The sequence below is a fragment of the Sphingobacterium sp. PCS056 genome (assembly GCF_023273895.1).
Classification (GTDB): domain Bacteria; phylum Bacteroidota; class Bacteroidia; order Sphingobacteriales; family Sphingobacteriaceae; genus Sphingobacterium.
In genome coordinates, this window is the sequence record NZ_CP096883.1 from 2,041,955 (window position 1) to 2,058,450 (window position 16,496).

Sequence of the window (16,496 nt, forward strand, 5' to 3'; positions counted from 1 at the left end):
GTTTTGTTAATCTGAACTTAATGAAATAGTAAATAAAATAGTTAAGACCACTCCAATGACCACCAGATAAATTCCTATATCAAAAAGGAGGGCAGTACCGATCATACCAATAACGGGAATGGGGTGCTCTAACCAAAGTCCTGTCATCACTGGTAGACCAAAAATTGCGGGCATAAACATGCTAAAAGCAGATATTCCCAATCCAATAGGTATTAGAGAAAGTGGTTTATATCGTAATATTTTCATCGTTTCATTGGTACCATGAGCAAAACTATGTAGTACAAATGCGATCGAAGCAACTAGTCCACCAACAAAACCTCCTCCAGGAAAATAATGTCCTCTTAGTAATAAGAAGAATGAGAATAAAAGCAGTATAGGAAGTAGGTAGCGTGAAGCTGTCTGTAAAATTGTACTTTTCATATTATTCCTTCTCCGATGATTTTAAACGTAATTTTAATAAACTATAGACTCCGAGAGCAGCGATACTGAGCACAACAATTTCAAACATGGTGTCAAAACCCCTGAAGTCAACGAGCAATACATTAACAACATTTCTTCCTTTAGCCAGTAAGTAAGCATTTTTACCGTAAAACTCACTGATGGCAATATTGGTAGGTACATGGAGTACGCGTATGGCCACCATGGATAAGATAATACCAAATACGATAGCAACGACGACATCTCTGATTAATATTCTTTTTTTTGCGAGATTAAGAAATGGAGGTAATTTAAAGAGTACAAGCACAAATAGAACAACTGTGAGTGTGTCGATCGTAAATTGTGTCATAGCCAAATCTGGGGCACTATAAAAGACAAACAATAAACAGATACCGTAGCCGATGACACTTGTCGCTACGACAGCTGTAAGTCGCGAGGCAGTGCTTAGTGTGAGTGCAACAGCACCAAAAACAATCAAAACGGTAACCACCTCATATACACTAATGGCAGATAATAGATCCCAGTTGATATGAAGTGGACCACCAAGGTAGAGTTGATAAGCTAATAGTACTTCTGCGAATATGATAATTTTTAAAAGATAGGAACGTAAGTATCCATTATGAAAGTAGTTGGAATAACTGGTTGAAAATTGATAAATGCGCTGATATGTTTTTTGAAAAATAGTCAGTGGCGCAATAAAATTTAATCTTTCAATCCACTGCAATTTTCGTGGATGTGGTTTATTTATGAAATAAAGGATAGTCCCTAAAATAATAGTTAGGGCACTTAATAGTAATACTAAATTAAAGCCATGCCAAATTTGAAGATGAAAATCTGTTTTCACTTTCATGATACTATTGACTGTGGGTTGAGCGATCCAGTCTCCAATGATATGGGGAAAACAACCGAATAGCCCACCTAACAGAGCAAGTAATAAAGGTGGTATCCATAGGGACTTCGCTGGCATATTGATCTTTTCAAACTTTTCAGGAAGAGTACCCATAAAAGGTTTGATACCAGCCATGAATCCCGCTGAAACCAATAAGATATTGGTTATTACTGCTGCAACGGTCAGATATATGGCTACATGTTGCTCACTGTGTAGGGTTGCTTCATAGATTAAATCTTTACCAATAAACCCCAAAGTCAAAGGCACACCAGCACTGGATAAGGCTGCTAAAAATCCGGCTATTGCTACAGGTAGTAAAACTTTTCTCAAACCCTGTAATATAGAGAGATCTCTGGTATGAGTAGCATGATCAATGATGCCTGTAATTAAAAATAAAGTTGCTTTGTATAGCGCATGGACAACAATAAAAACCGCAGCAGCGATGATCGCATCTGGAGTTCCAATTCCTAATAAAAAAACTAGAATCCCCAAAGCAGAAATTGTGGAGTAAGCGAGCACTCCTTTCATATCGGTTCTAAAGAGTGAATGAAAAGCGCCATACAGCATGGTAACACCTCCAATAATCATTAAACTATAGGTCCATGCAGGGTTGCTGCCCAAAATTGGGAAAAATCTCGCAAGGAGATATATTCCCGCTTTCACCATAGTTGCGGAGTGTAGATATGCGGAAACTGGTGTTGGGGCTTTCATTGCTCCAGGTAACCAAAAGTGAAATGGAAATTGTGCCGATTTGGTCATGGCACCTAAGATGATCAACCCTAATATATAGGGAAATAATTCATGATCTTGAATAAGCTGTGCTTTTTCTGCTAATTCAGAAATCGAGTAAGTCTGAGCAATATTACCCATGAGCACAAATCCAGCTAGTAGAAAAAATCCACCTAGTCCGGTGACACTTAAGGCTGTTAGTGCACTTTTTCTAGAAACTGCATGGTCATTATTGAAACCGATCAGGAAAAATGAGCTAATACTGGTCAGTTCCCAAAAAGTAAATAATAAAAAAATATTATCGGATAGCACCAACCCAAGCATGGCAGACATGAACATGCACAGATAACCAAAGAAACGATCGATGTAAGGATCATTTTTTAAATATGATTTCGCATAAAAAAAGATACATGTTCCAATTCCTGTGATTAATAACGAAAATAGGAGTGACAAACCATCTAACCTAAAGTCGAAATTTATACCTAATGATGGGATCCAATCGATATGTTGAACGTATGATTTATCCCAACTGATCAACGGAATATATTGTAGGTAATAAAGAAATAAAAGTAGCGGTATGAATGCGAGAATAATCCCCCACTTGGTTTTAACAAATCTGCCAAATGGAACAATAAGGCTCGATGTTATTAGTCCTAATAGAACAGTAAATAGCATTTAGTCTTTGTTTAAATATTTGTGAAACGCTACAATATAAGCAAATTTCACGGTTTTTATAGGTTTTTTGATCAATATTGGTAAAAAAAACATAAAAAAGATCCTGTTTTCAGCATTACTATGGTTGGTCATGTTGTTCTATGAAAGTGAGTTTTCAAATTAGAGAGAGGGTTTTGAATATTGCTGTGACGTCTTTTCTTTCCGATACGAATAGTAGAAAAAATGATGCTAAATTATTATTTTTTATTGAGAGTCTTTGTGGAAATATATTGGTTGAATTAATCTATGCAATAGAAAAATGTTAGTAATATGAGAGGAATGAGTCCATATTTAAAAAGCATCATCGTATGTGTGATAATGAAGAAAATAGATTGTTAAAAAAATTACTAATGAAAATAATTTCGAGGAGCTATAGTATTTAACAAAATTTAACATTAACTTCGTTTTAAACTAACACGCCGAGCCGCTAACTGACTAACTAATAAGTATTTTCTTCCTTTACCAGATTTATGTTTAAATGAGCAGTATCGTTAATAAAGAATTATTTGAGCAACACTATAAAAGCTTATGTCATTTTGCTTGGAAGCTCTGTGGAGATCTTGCCGAAGCGGAAGATCTGGTACAAGATGCTTTTATTGCCTATTTTAACCATGAAGATCATGTTTCTACAAATGAAGCAGCAGTAAAGAATTTCCTATATACCTCGGTAAGATATGCTTTTTTAAATAGTAAGCGTAGAGAAAAAGTTGTTGAAAAATATTGGTTAACCACACCATTTAGCGAGTATAGTCAGGAATCTTTAGAATTAAATATCATCCATTCGGAAGTTATTGCAGAAGTACATAAAATCATGGAAAGCATGCCGCCTGGCTGCCAGATTGTATTTAAGATGGGGTATTTTGAAGGTTTGAGTAACCAAGAAATTGCTAAAGAATTGAATTTAAGTATAAATACGATAAAAACTCAGAAACAGCGCGCATTAAAAACAATTATGAAAAAGTTGAATCCTGAATTTTTGCCTATTGTGCTTCTCTGGTTTACCATAATTCGATAATTTGTACAAAAATATATTGAAGTAATATTTATTTGTAGTCAGTACTCGCATTCTTATGCTACAATCATATCAGACCGTCACTAAATTCCTGAAAACTTTATAGTTACCTGTGTATTTTTTCATTTAGCAAATCTGCTAATCTGAATTGTTCCTAGAAATTAGATTTAATTTCATTTTTTTTTACTTGTTGTCACCCATTTGGTTCGATAACGTTTCTTTATGATATATTATGAAAAGTAAACCCTTTGTTATAGCTGAAATTATTAAAAAATCACTTGTTGAAGAACTTACAGGAGATGAAATTGCTATGCTTGAGTTTTGGATAAACTCAAAAGAGGAAAATAAACAATTATATGATAGTTTTAAGAAATCTCATTCTATAGAAGAGGATTTAACTATCATAAACCGTATTGATCTTAACCAAGCTTGGAATAGTTTAGAAAAAAAGGGTAATGATTTAAAAAATTCGAACCATGGCTGGAATTTAAAAATTTGGATTCCTTTAATTGCTTCTTGTTTTGCGCTATGTTTTTATATTTTCTATTTCCAGGACAAGCCACCTCATCATGATACCAAAATTGTAGCCATACAGTCGTCGATACATAAAAATGATGTTAAACCTGCATCTAGCGAAGCTGTTCTAGTTTTAGATAATGGAGAAACTTTAGATTTAACAACCATTCAGAATGACTCCATTCAAGCCAACATCAAGCTAAAAGATGACCAACTGGAGTATGTCAAGGGAACAAGCAATGCAGTAGCATTGAAATACAATACCTTGATTGTTCCAAAAGGAGGATATTATAAAATTGAACTTTCAGATGGTAGTAAAGTATGGGTAAATGCGATGTCAAAATTGAAGTTTCCCGAATTATTTGCCAAGGAGGAACGTCGTGTTGATCTGCAGGGCGAAGCTTATTTTGAGATTTCAAAAGATGCAGATCGTCCCTTCATTGTTCAAGCTAATGGTACAGACATAAAAGTTTTAGGTACACATTTTAATGTAGATGCATATGAAGGTTTAGTGAGAACAACATTAAAAGAAGGCAGTGTTCAAGTTGTCAATGCGAATAGGTCTGCAATATTGAAGCCAGGCGAATTTTGTGAATCTTCAGAAATGGTTATGAAAACAGGCTTAGCAGATTTAGATCGCGATTTAGCTTGGTATAATAATGAGTTTTATTTTAAGAAGGATAATATCCACTATATTCTAAATCAATTGTCCAATTGGTATAATGTAGAAGTAAAGTTTAATAGAGCCGTTAATAGAAATAAAGTACTTACAGGCTCTATTGATCGCAATGTGCCACTTTCTCAGGTATTAGAGATGTTAGAATATGTTGGTGATATTAAATTTAAAATAAGCGGAAATCAATTAATTGTTAACAATAAGTAATAATATATGTAAAACGAATACTTAAATCTAAAACAAAAAAATACAGAGATGTTGCAGCATCCCTGTATCCATTCTTAATTAAGAAGCTAACCAGAAAAAATTAACTCTTTAACCAAATGTAAATGTATGAATAACTTACCATTTGGCAAAAAGCGACCTTGGGATTCTCAAGACTCGTTATTTTGCAAACCTATACGTATTATGAAAATTAGTACCTTTTTAATGTTTGCTTTTGTTACCGGTGTTCAGGCTAAAGGTATCGCACAGAAGGTCAATCTTAACCTTAAAAATGTTAAAATTGAAGATGCTTTGTCAGCTATTGGGAAACAAACAAAGCATCGCTTCCTTTACAGCAATGATGTCACAAAAGGAGCAAAACTTATTAATTTGAACTTGAAAAATGTGAGTCTAGAAGACGCACTTCAACAAGTTTTAAATGAAAATAATTACTCGTATAAAGTAATTGCCAATACGATTACAATCAATAATATTGTAAAGAATAGTGATAAATCATCTGAAGATTTATATCAAAATGCTGTTACAGGTACAGTCAGAGATAAGGATGGTAAATTATTAAGTGGGGCTAGTATAACTGTAAAGGGAACTTCTGTCGCCACTCAAACAGACGAAAGAGGTAATTTTAGAATTAATGCTTCAGAAAATGCTGTTTTAATAATTCGCTATGTAGGATATAAAGTTGAGGAAGTATCGATATCATCAAGATCGACGATCAGTATTACTTTAGAATCCTTAGATAATCAATTGGATATTGTCGATGTTGTATCCACAGGTTATCAAAATATTAATCGTAAGCTCTTCACTGGCGCAGCTACAGCATTAAAAGGAGCAGATGTTAAGCAAGATGGTATAACAGATGTAAGTCGTATGCTTGAAGGGCGAGTTGCGGGTGTGTCAGTACAAAATGTTTCAGGTACTTTTGGAGCAGCACCAAAGATACGGGTGAGGGGGGCGACCTCTATAACTGGAGATAATAAACCTTTATGGGTTGTTGATGGTGTAATCTTGGAGGATGTTGTTAACATATCTAATGAGCAATTATCATCTGGGGATGTGAGTACTTTAATTGGATCATCCGTTGCTGGAATTAATGCCGATGATATTGAGAGTTTTAATATTTTAAAAGATGCCGCGGCAACTGCTCAGTATGGAGCACGTGCCATGAATGGTGTAGTTGTAATTACGACAAAAAAAGGAAGGATCGGTAAACCGTTAGTTTCATATACTGGAAATTTTTCAACTTATTTAAAGCCGAGCTACGACAATTTCAATATTATGAATTCCTCGGATCAAATGTCAGTCTATTCAGAGTTGGCGCGTAAAGGATGGTTGAATCATTCTAGCGCATCTAGAGCCACAGACGGCGGGGTTTTTACCAAAATGTATCAGCTTATTAATACATATGATGCAAGCAGTGGACAATTTGGACTAGCTAATACTCCCGAAGCTCGTAATAAATTTTTATCGCGTTATGCTACAACAAATACAGACTGGTTTGATGTTCTTTTTAAAAATTCACTTATTCAAGAACATGGTATTAGTGTTTCTTCAGGATCAGAAAAATCACAATTGTATTTTTCAACAAGTTATTTAAACGATAACGGATGGGCAAAAGGAAATAAAGTAGAGCGGTATACATCTAATGTCAATGCTATATTTAATTTGACAGATAAACTTTCTCTGAACTTTATTACCACGGGTTCTATTCGAAATCAACAAACTCCGGGCACAATTGGACGTGTTAGTAATCCTGTAGAGGGAACTTATTCTAGAGATTTCGATATTAATCCGTTTAGTTACGCGCTTAATACAAGCCGTACTTTAACCGCATTTGACGAAAATGGTAATCGAGAAAATTTTACAAGAAATTTTGCTGACTTTAATATTCTTAATGAGTTAGATAATAATACGCTCGATCTAAGTATGTTGGATTTTAAATTGCAAGGAGGAGGAGGTTATAAATTCTCTAAGCACTTTAAATATGATCTATTGGCTTCGATGCGATATGTTAAAAGTGGTAATGAACATAAAGTAAGAGAAAACTCGAATATGGCCAATGCTTATAGAGCAAATGGAGATTCATATATTCAAGATAATAATCGTTTCTTATTCCGTGATCCAGAACATCCAGAGTTACAGCCTGTAGTTGTACTTCCATATGGAGGATTCTACAATACCACAGATGATTTCTTAAAATCTTATATGGTTCGAAATTCATTTGAATATGATAATACTTTCAATGAAAAGCATTTATTTAATGTTTATGCATTTCAGGAGACACGAATAGCAAATCGACAGGCACGAAGTATGATCGGATATGGCTACCAATTTGACAAGGGTGGTGTTCCTTTTATAGATCCTAATATTGTTAAGCAATCTGTATTAAGCAACCTTCCTTATTTTTCAATGAATAATAAGTATGACCGGTTTTCTGCCTTTATGACCAGAGTTGCATATTCCTTCGATGGTAAATATTCTTTCAATGCCACGGGTCGTTATGATGGTTCCAATCAATTGGGCAGTTCGGCAACAGCTAGATGGTTACCAACTTGGAATATATCAGGAGCTTGGAATGTGGATGAAGAAGACTTCATGAAACATCAAGATATTGTGAACAGATTCACTGTGCGAGCAACTTATGGTTTGACTGCAAGTTTGGGAAATGCAACAAATTCTGCGTTAGTGCTAAGAAACGGAAGCGCCTTACGCCCTTACATATACGAGACAGAATCTGTAATGAATATCGAGTATATTGAAAATAAGGACCTAACATGGGAAAAACAGTATGAAACGAATATTGGTTTCGATCTTAGTTTCTTTAAAAGTAGGTTAAATTTGACAGTTGATTTATATAATCGAAATGGTTTTGATTTAATAAGTCCTTTAAGAACGTCAGGTATCGGTGGACAATTTTTGACCACTGCCAATTATGCGGACATGAACTCTAAAGGTATTGAGGTTACGTTGAGTGGTCCAATCATTAAAAATGATGAATTCAGTTGGAGAAGTAATTTCAATTTTGGATATAATAAAAATAAAGTAACAAAGCTTTCCAGTCCACAAACTATCTTCAATTTAGTAACAGCTGATGGTGGACCTCAAGAAGGTTTTCCTTACCGAGGGTTATATTCAGTGGACTTTACCGGTTTAAACCCGACGACAGGAATACCTGAATTTATAAATGAAAAGGGAGAGAAGAGTATGGATGTTTATATGCAAAGTTTGAATGCAAGTTATTTGAAGTATGAAGGTCCGACAGATCCAAAATTGACAGGAGGTTTTTATAATACTTTGAGTTATAAAGGTTTTACTTTTAATGCTTTATTGACATTCTCTGCGGGTAATAAGATTAGATTAAATCCTGCTTTTGCAACTCAATATTCAGATTTGGATGCTATGCCAAATGAATTTAAAGATCGATGGACGTTACCTGGTGATGAGCTTATCACCAATGTTCCATCAATTTTGGATGTCGAAGCCGCAAACAACATTGCAGGAACATACCCTTACAATACCTACAATTATTCAAATGTTCGTGTTGCCGATGGTGGTTTTATCAGATTGAAGCAATTAGCACTTTCTTACGCATTGCCGGCTTCAACATTGAAATCTTTTGGAGCGAATAATGTTTCTTTAAGTTTAGTTGCGAATAATTTTTGGTTGATCTATTCCGATAAAAAATTAAAGGGTCAAGATCCAGAATTTTTTGCTTCGGGAGGGGTGGCTTTACCTATCCCTAAACAATATACGGTCTCTTTAAAAGTTGGATTCTAGTTTAAATTGAAAGAAAATGAAAACATATAAAATATTTATATATATAATAGCGCCAAGTTTATTTCTGTCTGTCAGTTGTAATAAATTTTTAGAACACCAACCAGATGATCGAACAGAGTTAACAAGCCCAGTCAAGGTAGCGGAACTGTTAGCAAATGCATATCCTCATGGAAATTATATTGCTTTTGCAGAAGCAATGAGTGATAATGCAGGAGATAAGGGAATAAAAGAGCGTCTTTTGCCGAATTCATCACCATGGAATTATATTGATCAGATCGATGCGGAATCTGAAGACACCCCCTCATTTTATTGGAATGCATGCTACAAAGCTATTGCCGCTGCAAATTATGCTTTGGAAGCTATAGAGAAAGCTGGTAATACTGCTGAATATTCTTCGAGCAAAGGCGAGGCTTTAGTTGCGCGTGCGTATGCACACTTTATGTTGGTAACCTTCTTTGCGAAACCATATGATCCGGCGACAGCTTCATCATCTCCAGGAATTCCTTATGTAATATTACCGCAAAGAACCGTAGAAGGTGACTATAACAGAGGTACTGTGGCTTCTGTTTATGAGCAGATTGAAAAGGATTTAGTTGAGGGAATACCATTGATTCAAAATAACAAATATAGAATCCCGAAATATCATTTTACTACACAAGCGGCTCATGCGTTTGCTACACGTTTTTACTTATTTAAGCAAGATTATCAAAAAGTTGTCGATCACGCAAATTTGGTTTTTCCAGGGTCTACTGTTGTTAATAATTTGAGAGATTGGAATACAACATATACCGGACTGGGGTATTATGAGCTACAAGCATTATATACGAATTCGACTGAACCAGCGAATTTATTATTGCAAGAAGCAGCATCATATTGGGGCAGGAGCTTCGCTAGCTATAATTATGGGTTAAGTTCAGATGTTAGAGCAACTGTCTTTAATGCTTCGAATAATCCTTCACGAAAAGCTTTGGCCATGAGTACTAAGGTTTTTGGAGGAACGGAAACGGTTTATAATATTCCGAAATTTAAAGAGCATTTTGTAAAACAAACAATCAATGCTACCTCAGGTGATGGTTATAATATGGTCCCTTTGTTAACAAGTGAAGAGGTCTTATTTAATAGAGCGGAGGCTAATGCACTGCTAGGAAATAGTACACAGGCAATAGCAGATCTAGATTTGTATTTGTCGAAAAGAATTGTGGGCTATTCTTCAGCAGTAGATAAATTTACAGAAGCTAAAGCTATGGCATTTTTTCCAACATTATCTATTAAAGAAGCTTTAGTAGGTACAGTTTTAAATTTTAAACGAATGGAATATATGCACGAAGGATTAAGATGGCTGGATATTCTTAGAAATAAAATCGTTGTTGAGCATGTAAATATAAATGGAAAAGATAAGATTGTTTTAGGAGCCGATGATCCGCGTAGACAAATCCAGATTCCTCAAGATGCAATTGCTGCAGGGCTAGAAGCAAATCCTCGTTAATTCTAAAAATAAAATTATGAAAAAGACATTATTTAAAATATCATTATTTGCTTGCATTGTTATTTTTCTAACGGGATGCAGTAAAGATGAAAAATTAACATCTGATATCGTTGGGCTTGGAGGTGATACATGGGAAAAAGGACCTATTGATGAGTGGATAAGTACCAATTACACCAATCCGTATAATATCGAGGTTAAATATAAATGGGATCGTTCTGAATTAGGAGAAATCTATAAGAACGTTGTACCAGTAAAAGAAGAACTTGTGATACCCGTAATGGATATTATAAAGAAAACTTGGATAGATCCATATATTGCTATAAAAGGAGAAGATTTTATAAAAACATATAGTCAGAAACAGTTTTATCTGGCAGGTAGCCCTTCTTATAATAGCAACGGTACGATTACTTTGGGTACGGCAGAAGCAGGGCGTAAGATTGTTTTATTAGATTTGAATACATTTGATACAAAAAATAAGGCCGCTGTTAAGCAGATTTTGCATACTATGCATCATGAGTTTGGTCATATTTTGAATCAAAATATTGCTGTAACGGCCGATTATCAACGAATAACTCCAGCTGACTATACCGCTACTTGGTTCAATATTTTTAGAGGTGCTTATTCAGCAAATTCAGTAGAAGATAAAATTTTATATGAAGCAGATTTTTGGGGTAAAGGTTACATAACCCCATATTCTAGATCTAATAAAGATGATGATTTTGTAGAAATGTTGGCAACTCTTCTAGAAGGTGGAGAAGCTAATTTTAATAATATCATCAATAATCTTTTTATCTATGATGGTTTGTATATAAAGCGTAATGGTAAAGGTGTTTATGAGCAAAACAGTGATGCCCGATCTAAATTATTAAAGAAGAAAGCAATAGTAGTAGCTTATATGAAAGATAGTTGGGGTATTAATCTAACTGATTTACAAATAAAGACCCAAGAAGCAATTGACTTAAGCTCTCCTGTTGCAGATTTCAATAGTTTATTAGGTCCAGGAAAAACGTATAGTAGAATCGACATTAATCCTCAGAAATTAACAGGATTATCTTCCAGCTTTTTAACTGCATATGATAATGCAAATACTGGTTTGCAAAATGGAATGGGATTATACATCGATAATATTTCGTTGCTTTTTACCTCAGCAAACAGAATGATACTCCGTGTTAACTTTATGGATCCTACAATTGCATTAGGTACAGGTTATAATGCTGATTTTAACTTTACCACTACAAATAATAATGGAGTACTTTCATTAGCGTATACAAATCCGCAACCAACAAATGGTAATGCAAGAGCAATTGAAGCTTCAATTCCCTCTTTATTGGCATATTTCAATAATCAAACTTTTCATGTACGTTGGGTGGAAGATATTATTCCGCAATCTAAAAGTATATTTGGAGGTCTTGTGAAAACAACTAATCCTAATTCTTATTTATTTGGAACATTGTAATATTTAAAAATAACAAGATGAAAAAACATTTATTATATTTTTTCTTTTTTGCAATGGCATTAAGCTCATGTAAAAAAGAAAGTACAGAACCTATTATAGGGGATGTCGATGAAAGGTTGTCAGAGGTTCTAGCTTCGTATCAAGATCAGTTAATTTCTGCTGAATTTGGATGGAAGGGTTATTTGTTGACTGACAATGAAACTCCAGCAACTTTTTTGTTCAAATTTAATGACAAAAACAGAACACTAATGTCAGCAGACTATGAGCCTACTGAGGTAGAAAGTTCATATCGTCTAAAAGCTTTGCAAAGACCAACACTAATGTTTGATTCCTATTCAACATTACATTTAATTGCGGATCCAACATCGAGTGTTTTTGGAGGTGAGACAGCAAATGGTTATTTTTCTGATTTTGAATTCGCCTTTTTATCAGCGAATGCTGATACCATAAAATTAGAAGGTACTTTCAATAAAAGTAAACTGATATTGATAAAATCAAAATCTGCAGAAGAAAGTAATGCTGTATTTACTTCACTACAGGAGATTAGTAATGTTGTTTCAAAATTAAAAACATATTTTAAAAGAACAACGATTGGAGGATTAGAATGTGAAGTAAAGTTAGATGGAGTAGCTCAGATTTTAGCATTTTCTTATTTAGACGGAGAAATACTAAAAACATTGAAGTCAAACTATTATGTTTCTGGTAATGACCTTATTTTGCATAGCCCTCTAATTATTGGCAAGGAAACGATTACACAGTTGACCGACCTAAGTTTTGATGTTCCAACTGGTTTTATAAATGCTAATTTTAATGGAAATTCTATTCAAATAAAAGAAGCAGTTTCGCCTTTAAAAATGGATATGGGCGCAGCACAAAGGTGGTATAATCAGAGAGCTGCAAATTTTAATGATTGTTGGGTTTCAGACTATGCATTTCATGCGAATGGAGTCGATGATTTTTGTAAGTTTAGAGATGTACCAAATTTTCAAACATTATGGTATGCAGGTGCATCAGTTTTTGGTGGTCCATACGATGGAATGATCACCTTTACTACTGGATTGGCCGCTCCATACACTTTCTCAAATACCCCAATAGATATTCATGAGGGCAAAGCAAAATTCACATTATTTGCAAGTGCTGGGACATTTACTGGAACATCACCTATAGCGCAGGCTATGTCAGCCGCTAGAAAAATATTGTATGGTGCCGCGACAGCTGGTAGTTCTGAAGAATGGTATTTAATACCAACCTCTGAGGACGGAAAAAAATATGATATGGTTAGAGTATCTGACGCTCAGGCTTGGATAAGCTGGAGACCTAGATAGGTTTAAATATAATTAATAATATTGTAAAAGGCCATGTTACGAAATTCTCTAAACAGGCTTTTTACAATTAATATTTGTTTTCTGAGCATTTCTAGGGTGTATCTTAGCATTCTTGTATTCAGAAATTGAAACATATAATTCTCATATTTAGATAAAATATCTTGGTATTATATAATTCTAGAAGTTATTTTTTTATATCAGAAAGAAAAAAAATAATTCAGTTTTAGAACTATATATACATTTAATCAATTTTAAAATTGAACTTTTTTATTATGAAACTCAAAATTTTTGTTTTTTTTATCATCATTGCTTTATTTAGCAATTGTAACAAAGAATCTGTCCAAATTTCACCAGATAATGAAATTGAAAAAATTTCATCTAAATTAATGAATAGTGAAATTTTCTCTAGTTCATTAGATAGTATTATTAATAATACGATGACGATTTTACAGGAGATCAATAGTGCAGGAGGTAAAAAACTAGTAAAAGAATATTTAACATTATCTTCTAAAAATCCATCTTACAATCAGCTTTCAAAATTTTATTCCAATAATAATCTTGATACTGAAAAACTTCTATTTTTAAATGCTAAAAATCTTGCAAATGTTTTAGTAATTATAGAAAATCATCCTGAGTTATCATCGAAAGATGGTGAAACACAGTCTAATGTATTTTATAATATTGCGGAAAATTTAAAATCTACTAGCTACATTTCTAATACGAAAATTCGCAAGTATGCAAACAAAAAATTAAACCCGTTCAAGAATAAAATACAATCATCATTGTCTGCTTCAAACAATGAGCCTACTACTCCAGATGATCCGAAAGTCCCTGAAAGCAGTCTATCTTGGCAACAAGTAGGATCTTGCGCCTTAACTTCCGTTGGAGGTGCTATTGCTGGCTCTACAAAATTGTTTAAACAACTGCACGGTGTTATAACAGGGTATAATTTAGGGTATTCAGCTATTGTGAATGTTGCAACGTCTGCATTTAGGACTTTTGCGGGTAGTAATGCAGCTGGTATGGCAATTACATTTGGAGTTTGTATTGCTGCTGAAATAATTTTTGGAGATGAAGAAATGCCTGTACCTGCACTTGATACGACAGAATGGGCTATTCCTGACGAACCTTTAGTTGAGCTTATCGAAAATTAGATAATTATTACAGGATTTAAATTGATACTTTAGTGGCCATAGGTTATTAATATGTTTTGAACATTTATAATTTAGTTGGATGAAAATTAAGAATACTCTCGTAGTTATATTTTACGGTCTAGTTATATTTATTTTAAGAAAAAGTAACGAACCATATATTATAGTTTTATGTTACATATTATTAGTTCAGCCGTTTCTATCCATGGCAACTAAATCACTCAATTTAAATCTAGATCAATTTTGGAGCAAAGATAAAACTGAGGCGCTAATAAAAGATAAATTGAGGTTAGAGAATCATTTGTTTGATTTATTACTATTTGTCCTGTCTTTATTAGTTTTGATATTTCTGTCATGGTATACTTTTACTATTAAGCTATCTTTTTTATTGAAATAGTAATTATGTATCATTAGAATATAATTATTTATGGTTAAAATTTACCTAATGGAGTTGCTATATTTGAGTAGACATTAAGTTAAAGTAATTCTATACCTTAACAGAAATTATGTCACGAGAAAGAAAAACGTATCCAAAAGAGTTCAAGCTTATGCTTGTTGAACTGAGTAATAAACGTACAGATCTGGCTGAGTTAGCCAATGAATTAGATGTTAAGCCCTCATTATTGTACCGGTGGCGGAAAGAGTTTTCTGAAAAGCAGACCTCCAGCTTCCCGGATAACGGAAAAGTAATTTTGAGCGCAGCGGAACAAGAACTGGCTCAATTGAAAAAAGAGCTTCGGGAAACGCAAATGGAGCGCGATATTTTAAAAAAGGCTATCAGCATTTTCTCAAGGGGCGACAACAAATATTCGGGTTCATAAAGGCCCACAATAAAATATTTGTTGTTGAGAAGATGTGTTCAGTATTTAAGGTAAGCAGGAGCGGATTTTATAGGTGGTTGAAAAGCGGTGCCTCAAAAAGAAGTATTGAAAATGAGTTGATTGAATGTGAGATGATGCAGATTTTTGAAAAGAGTAAAAAAACATATGGCAGCCCCCGGATCACTATTGAGCTTAATAAAAACAATATCAAAGTATCACGACCAAGAATAGCTAGAATGATGCAAAAAGCAAAGCTGAGAAGCATTGTGAAAAAAGATTTAAAGTCACCACTGACTCCCAACATAAATTTCCGATACCAGAAAATTTACTGGACCGTGATTTTAAACGGGGGTATTGGGATCGGCCTGGGTATCTGATATCACCTATATCAGAGCCAAGAAAGGCTGGCTGTGCTTGACTACAGTTATAGACCTTGGTGATCGCAAAATTATAGGCTGGGCATTAAGTGTCACAATGAGGGCTGCTGATACTATAATCCCTGCTTTTAAGATGGCACAAAGCAATCGTCCGATCATATAAGAACTAATCTTTCATTCTGATCGCGGAGTACAATACTCATGCGATGAATTCAAATGTCTATTGGATAGAAACCCGATGATAATTAGAAGTATGAGCAGGAAAGGAAATTGCTGGGATAATAGTGTTGCAGAAAGCTTTTTTAAAACGTTGAAAACCGAGTGTGTATACCAATATAGATTTACTGATAAAGAGCAGGCCGCACTTATAGTTTTTGAATATATAGAGAGACTTGGTATAACCGCAAAAGATTACATTCTGCGCTGGGATACATGTCCCCAGAAGAATTTGGAAGAAAATTAATGAAACGAAAGATTGCAGCTTAACTAAATGTTCACTTTATTGTTGCAACTCCACTTTCATCATTTAGTAATATAGTGAAAGGATTGCTTTAGATCTGATATACACGTCTATAAAGATATGGGTTCTTTTGTGCGTAATGTATTGCACTACGCTGCAATACAAATAGGAAAGGAGTGCAATATATCTTAAACCTGTAACCATGGTCTGAAAATAGTGATATCATGGTGAAAATACTATAAACACGGACTTAACACGGACTCACCACGTACTTAACACGGATTCTTGCAGGATTTATGTTGTAAATCGTAAGAATATAGTATGTACAATGGGTGAAGAAAACTCGAATATTCAGCTTAGATTCGTTATACTTGTTCATAAGCTTATAACAATGAAAATTAGGTTTATGCCACTTTAAACATTGTTTTTTTAGATATTTAATAAAAT

The 16,496-nt window shown here is 34.1% G+C and carries 13 protein-coding genes and 1 pseudogene; 12 read left to right on the forward strand and 2 right to left on the reverse strand.

Going from position 1 to position 16,496, the window contains the following annotated elements; genetic code table 11:
• Nucleotides 1-6: 6 nt before the first annotated feature.
• Both MUB18_RS08380 and mbhE read right to left on the reverse strand, forming a co-directional pair.
• Nucleotides 7-420: a Na+/H+ antiporter subunit B gene (locus MUB18_RS08380; RefSeq protein WP_045752600.1), complete on the reverse strand. Its 414-nt coding sequence runs from the start codon at nt 418-420 to the stop codon at nt 7-9.
• 1 nt (nt 421) lies between these two features.
• Nucleotides 422-2,731: a hydrogen gas-evolving membrane-bound hydrogenase subunit E gene (gene mbhE, locus MUB18_RS08385; RefSeq protein WP_248755619.1), complete on the reverse strand. Its 2,310-nt coding sequence runs from the start codon at nt 2,729-2,731 to the stop codon at nt 422-424.
• A gap of 517 nt (nt 2,732-3,248) precedes the next feature.
• Between mbhE and MUB18_RS08390 the strand changes: the two genes are divergently transcribed.
• The 12 genes and pseudogenes from MUB18_RS08390 (at nt 3,249) to MUB18_RS21970 (ending at nt 16,075) form a co-directional block, all read left to right on the forward strand.
• Complete coding sequence (locus MUB18_RS08390; RefSeq protein ID WP_248755620.1) at nt 3,249-3,785, forward strand: RNA polymerase sigma factor; 537 nt, start codon at nt 3,249-3,251, stop codon at nt 3,783-3,785.
• A 229-nt stretch (nt 3,786-4,014) separates the two neighbouring features.
• Nucleotides 4,015-5,181 (forward strand): FecR family protein, encoded by a 1,167-nt coding sequence (locus MUB18_RS08395; RefSeq protein ID WP_248755621.1) that lies wholly within the window; start codon nt 4,015-4,017, stop codon nt 5,179-5,181.
• Nucleotides 5,182-5,382: 201 nt separating this feature from the next.
• A complete protein-coding gene (locus MUB18_RS08400) occupies nt 5,383-8,973 on the forward strand; it encodes a SusC/RagA family TonB-linked outer membrane protein (RefSeq protein WP_248755622.1) in 3,591 nt (1,196 codons plus the stop codon).
• Nucleotides 8,974-8,989: 16 nt separating this feature from the next.
• Nucleotides 8,990-10,459: a RagB/SusD family nutrient uptake outer membrane protein gene (locus tag MUB18_RS08405; protein ID WP_248755623.1), complete on the forward strand. Its 1,470-nt coding sequence runs from the start codon at nt 8,990-8,992 to the stop codon at nt 10,457-10,459.
• A gap of 16 nt (nt 10,460-10,475) precedes the next feature.
• A complete protein-coding gene (locus MUB18_RS08410) occupies nt 10,476-11,915 on the forward strand; it encodes a substrate import-associated zinc metallohydrolase lipoprotein (RefSeq protein ID WP_248755624.1) in 1,440 nt (479 codons plus the stop codon).
• A gap of 17 nt (nt 11,916-11,932) precedes the next feature.
• Entirely contained in the window at nt 11,933-13,240 is a 1,308-nt protein-coding gene (locus MUB18_RS08415; protein ID WP_248755625.1) for a DUF4302 domain-containing protein, read from the forward strand.
• A 272-nt stretch (nt 13,241-13,512) separates the two neighbouring features.
• Nucleotides 13,513-14,394, forward strand: a complete 882-nt coding sequence (locus MUB18_RS08420) for a hypothetical protein (RefSeq protein ID WP_248755626.1) — start codon at nt 13,513-13,515, stop codon at nt 14,392-14,394.
• Between the two features lie 503 nt (nt 14,395-14,897).
• Complete coding sequence (locus tag MUB18_RS08425; protein ID WP_248755627.1) at nt 14,898-15,212, forward strand: transposase; 315 nt, start codon at nt 14,898-14,900, stop codon at nt 15,210-15,212.
• A gap of 32 nt (nt 15,213-15,244) precedes the next feature.
• Nucleotides 15,245-15,589: an IS3 family transposase gene (locus MUB18_RS21955; RefSeq protein WP_411028112.1), complete on the forward strand. Its 345-nt coding sequence runs from the start codon at nt 15,245-15,247 to the stop codon at nt 15,587-15,589.
• Nucleotides 15,567-15,752 (forward strand): DDE-type integrase/transposase/recombinase, encoded by a 186-nt coding sequence (locus MUB18_RS21960; RefSeq protein WP_411028113.1) that lies wholly within the window; start codon nt 15,567-15,569, stop codon nt 15,750-15,752. Before MUB18_RS21955 ends, MUB18_RS21960 begins: the two co-directional genes overlap by 23 nt.
• 90 nt (nt 15,753-15,842) lie before the next feature.
• A pseudogene (locus MUB18_RS21965) lies at nt 15,843-15,965 on the forward strand (integrase core domain-containing protein); the annotation flags it as partial.
• 2 nt (nt 15,966-15,967) lie between these two features.
• Complete coding sequence (locus MUB18_RS21970) at nt 15,968-16,075, forward strand: IS3 family transposase (RefSeq protein WP_411028118.1); 108 nt, start codon at nt 15,968-15,970, stop codon at nt 16,073-16,075.
• The last annotated feature ends 421 nt before the right edge of the window (nt 16,076-16,496 follow it).

Excerpts from the sequence above, each read along its gene's own strand:
- MUB18_RS08380 (WP_045752600.1), bottom strand. The coding sequence starts at position 420 with ATGAAAAGTACAATTTTACAGACAGCTTCACGCTACCTACTTCCTATA.
- mbhE (WP_248755619.1), bottom strand. The coding sequence starts at position 2,731 with ATGCTATTTACTGTTCTATTAGGACTAATAACATCGAGCCTTATTGTT.
- MUB18_RS08390 (WP_248755620.1), top strand. The coding sequence starts at position 3,249 with ATGAGCAGTATCGTTAATAAAGAATTATTTGAGCAACACTATAAAAGC.
- MUB18_RS08395 (WP_248755621.1), top strand. The coding sequence starts at position 4,015 with ATGAAAAGTAAACCCTTTGTTATAGCTGAAATTATTAAAAAATCACTT.
- MUB18_RS08400 (WP_248755622.1), top strand. The coding sequence starts at position 5,383 with ATGAAAATTAGTACCTTTTTAATGTTTGCTTTTGTTACCGGTGTTCAG.
- MUB18_RS08405 (WP_248755623.1), top strand. The coding sequence starts at position 8,990 with ATGAAAACATATAAAATATTTATATATATAATAGCGCCAAGTTTATTT.
- MUB18_RS08410 (WP_248755624.1), top strand. The coding sequence starts at position 10,476 with ATGAAAAAGACATTATTTAAAATATCATTATTTGCTTGCATTGTTATT.
- MUB18_RS08415 (WP_248755625.1), top strand. The coding sequence starts at position 11,933 with ATGAAAAAACATTTATTATATTTTTTCTTTTTTGCAATGGCATTAAGC.
- MUB18_RS08420 (WP_248755626.1), top strand. The coding sequence starts at position 13,513 with ATGAAACTCAAAATTTTTGTTTTTTTTATCATCATTGCTTTATTTAGC.
- MUB18_RS08425 (WP_248755627.1), top strand. The coding sequence starts at position 14,898 with ATGTCACGAGAAAGAAAAACGTATCCAAAAGAGTTCAAGCTTATGCTT.
- MUB18_RS21955 (WP_411028112.1), top strand. The coding sequence starts at position 15,245 with ATGTGTTCAGTATTTAAGGTAAGCAGGAGCGGATTTTATAGGTGGTTG.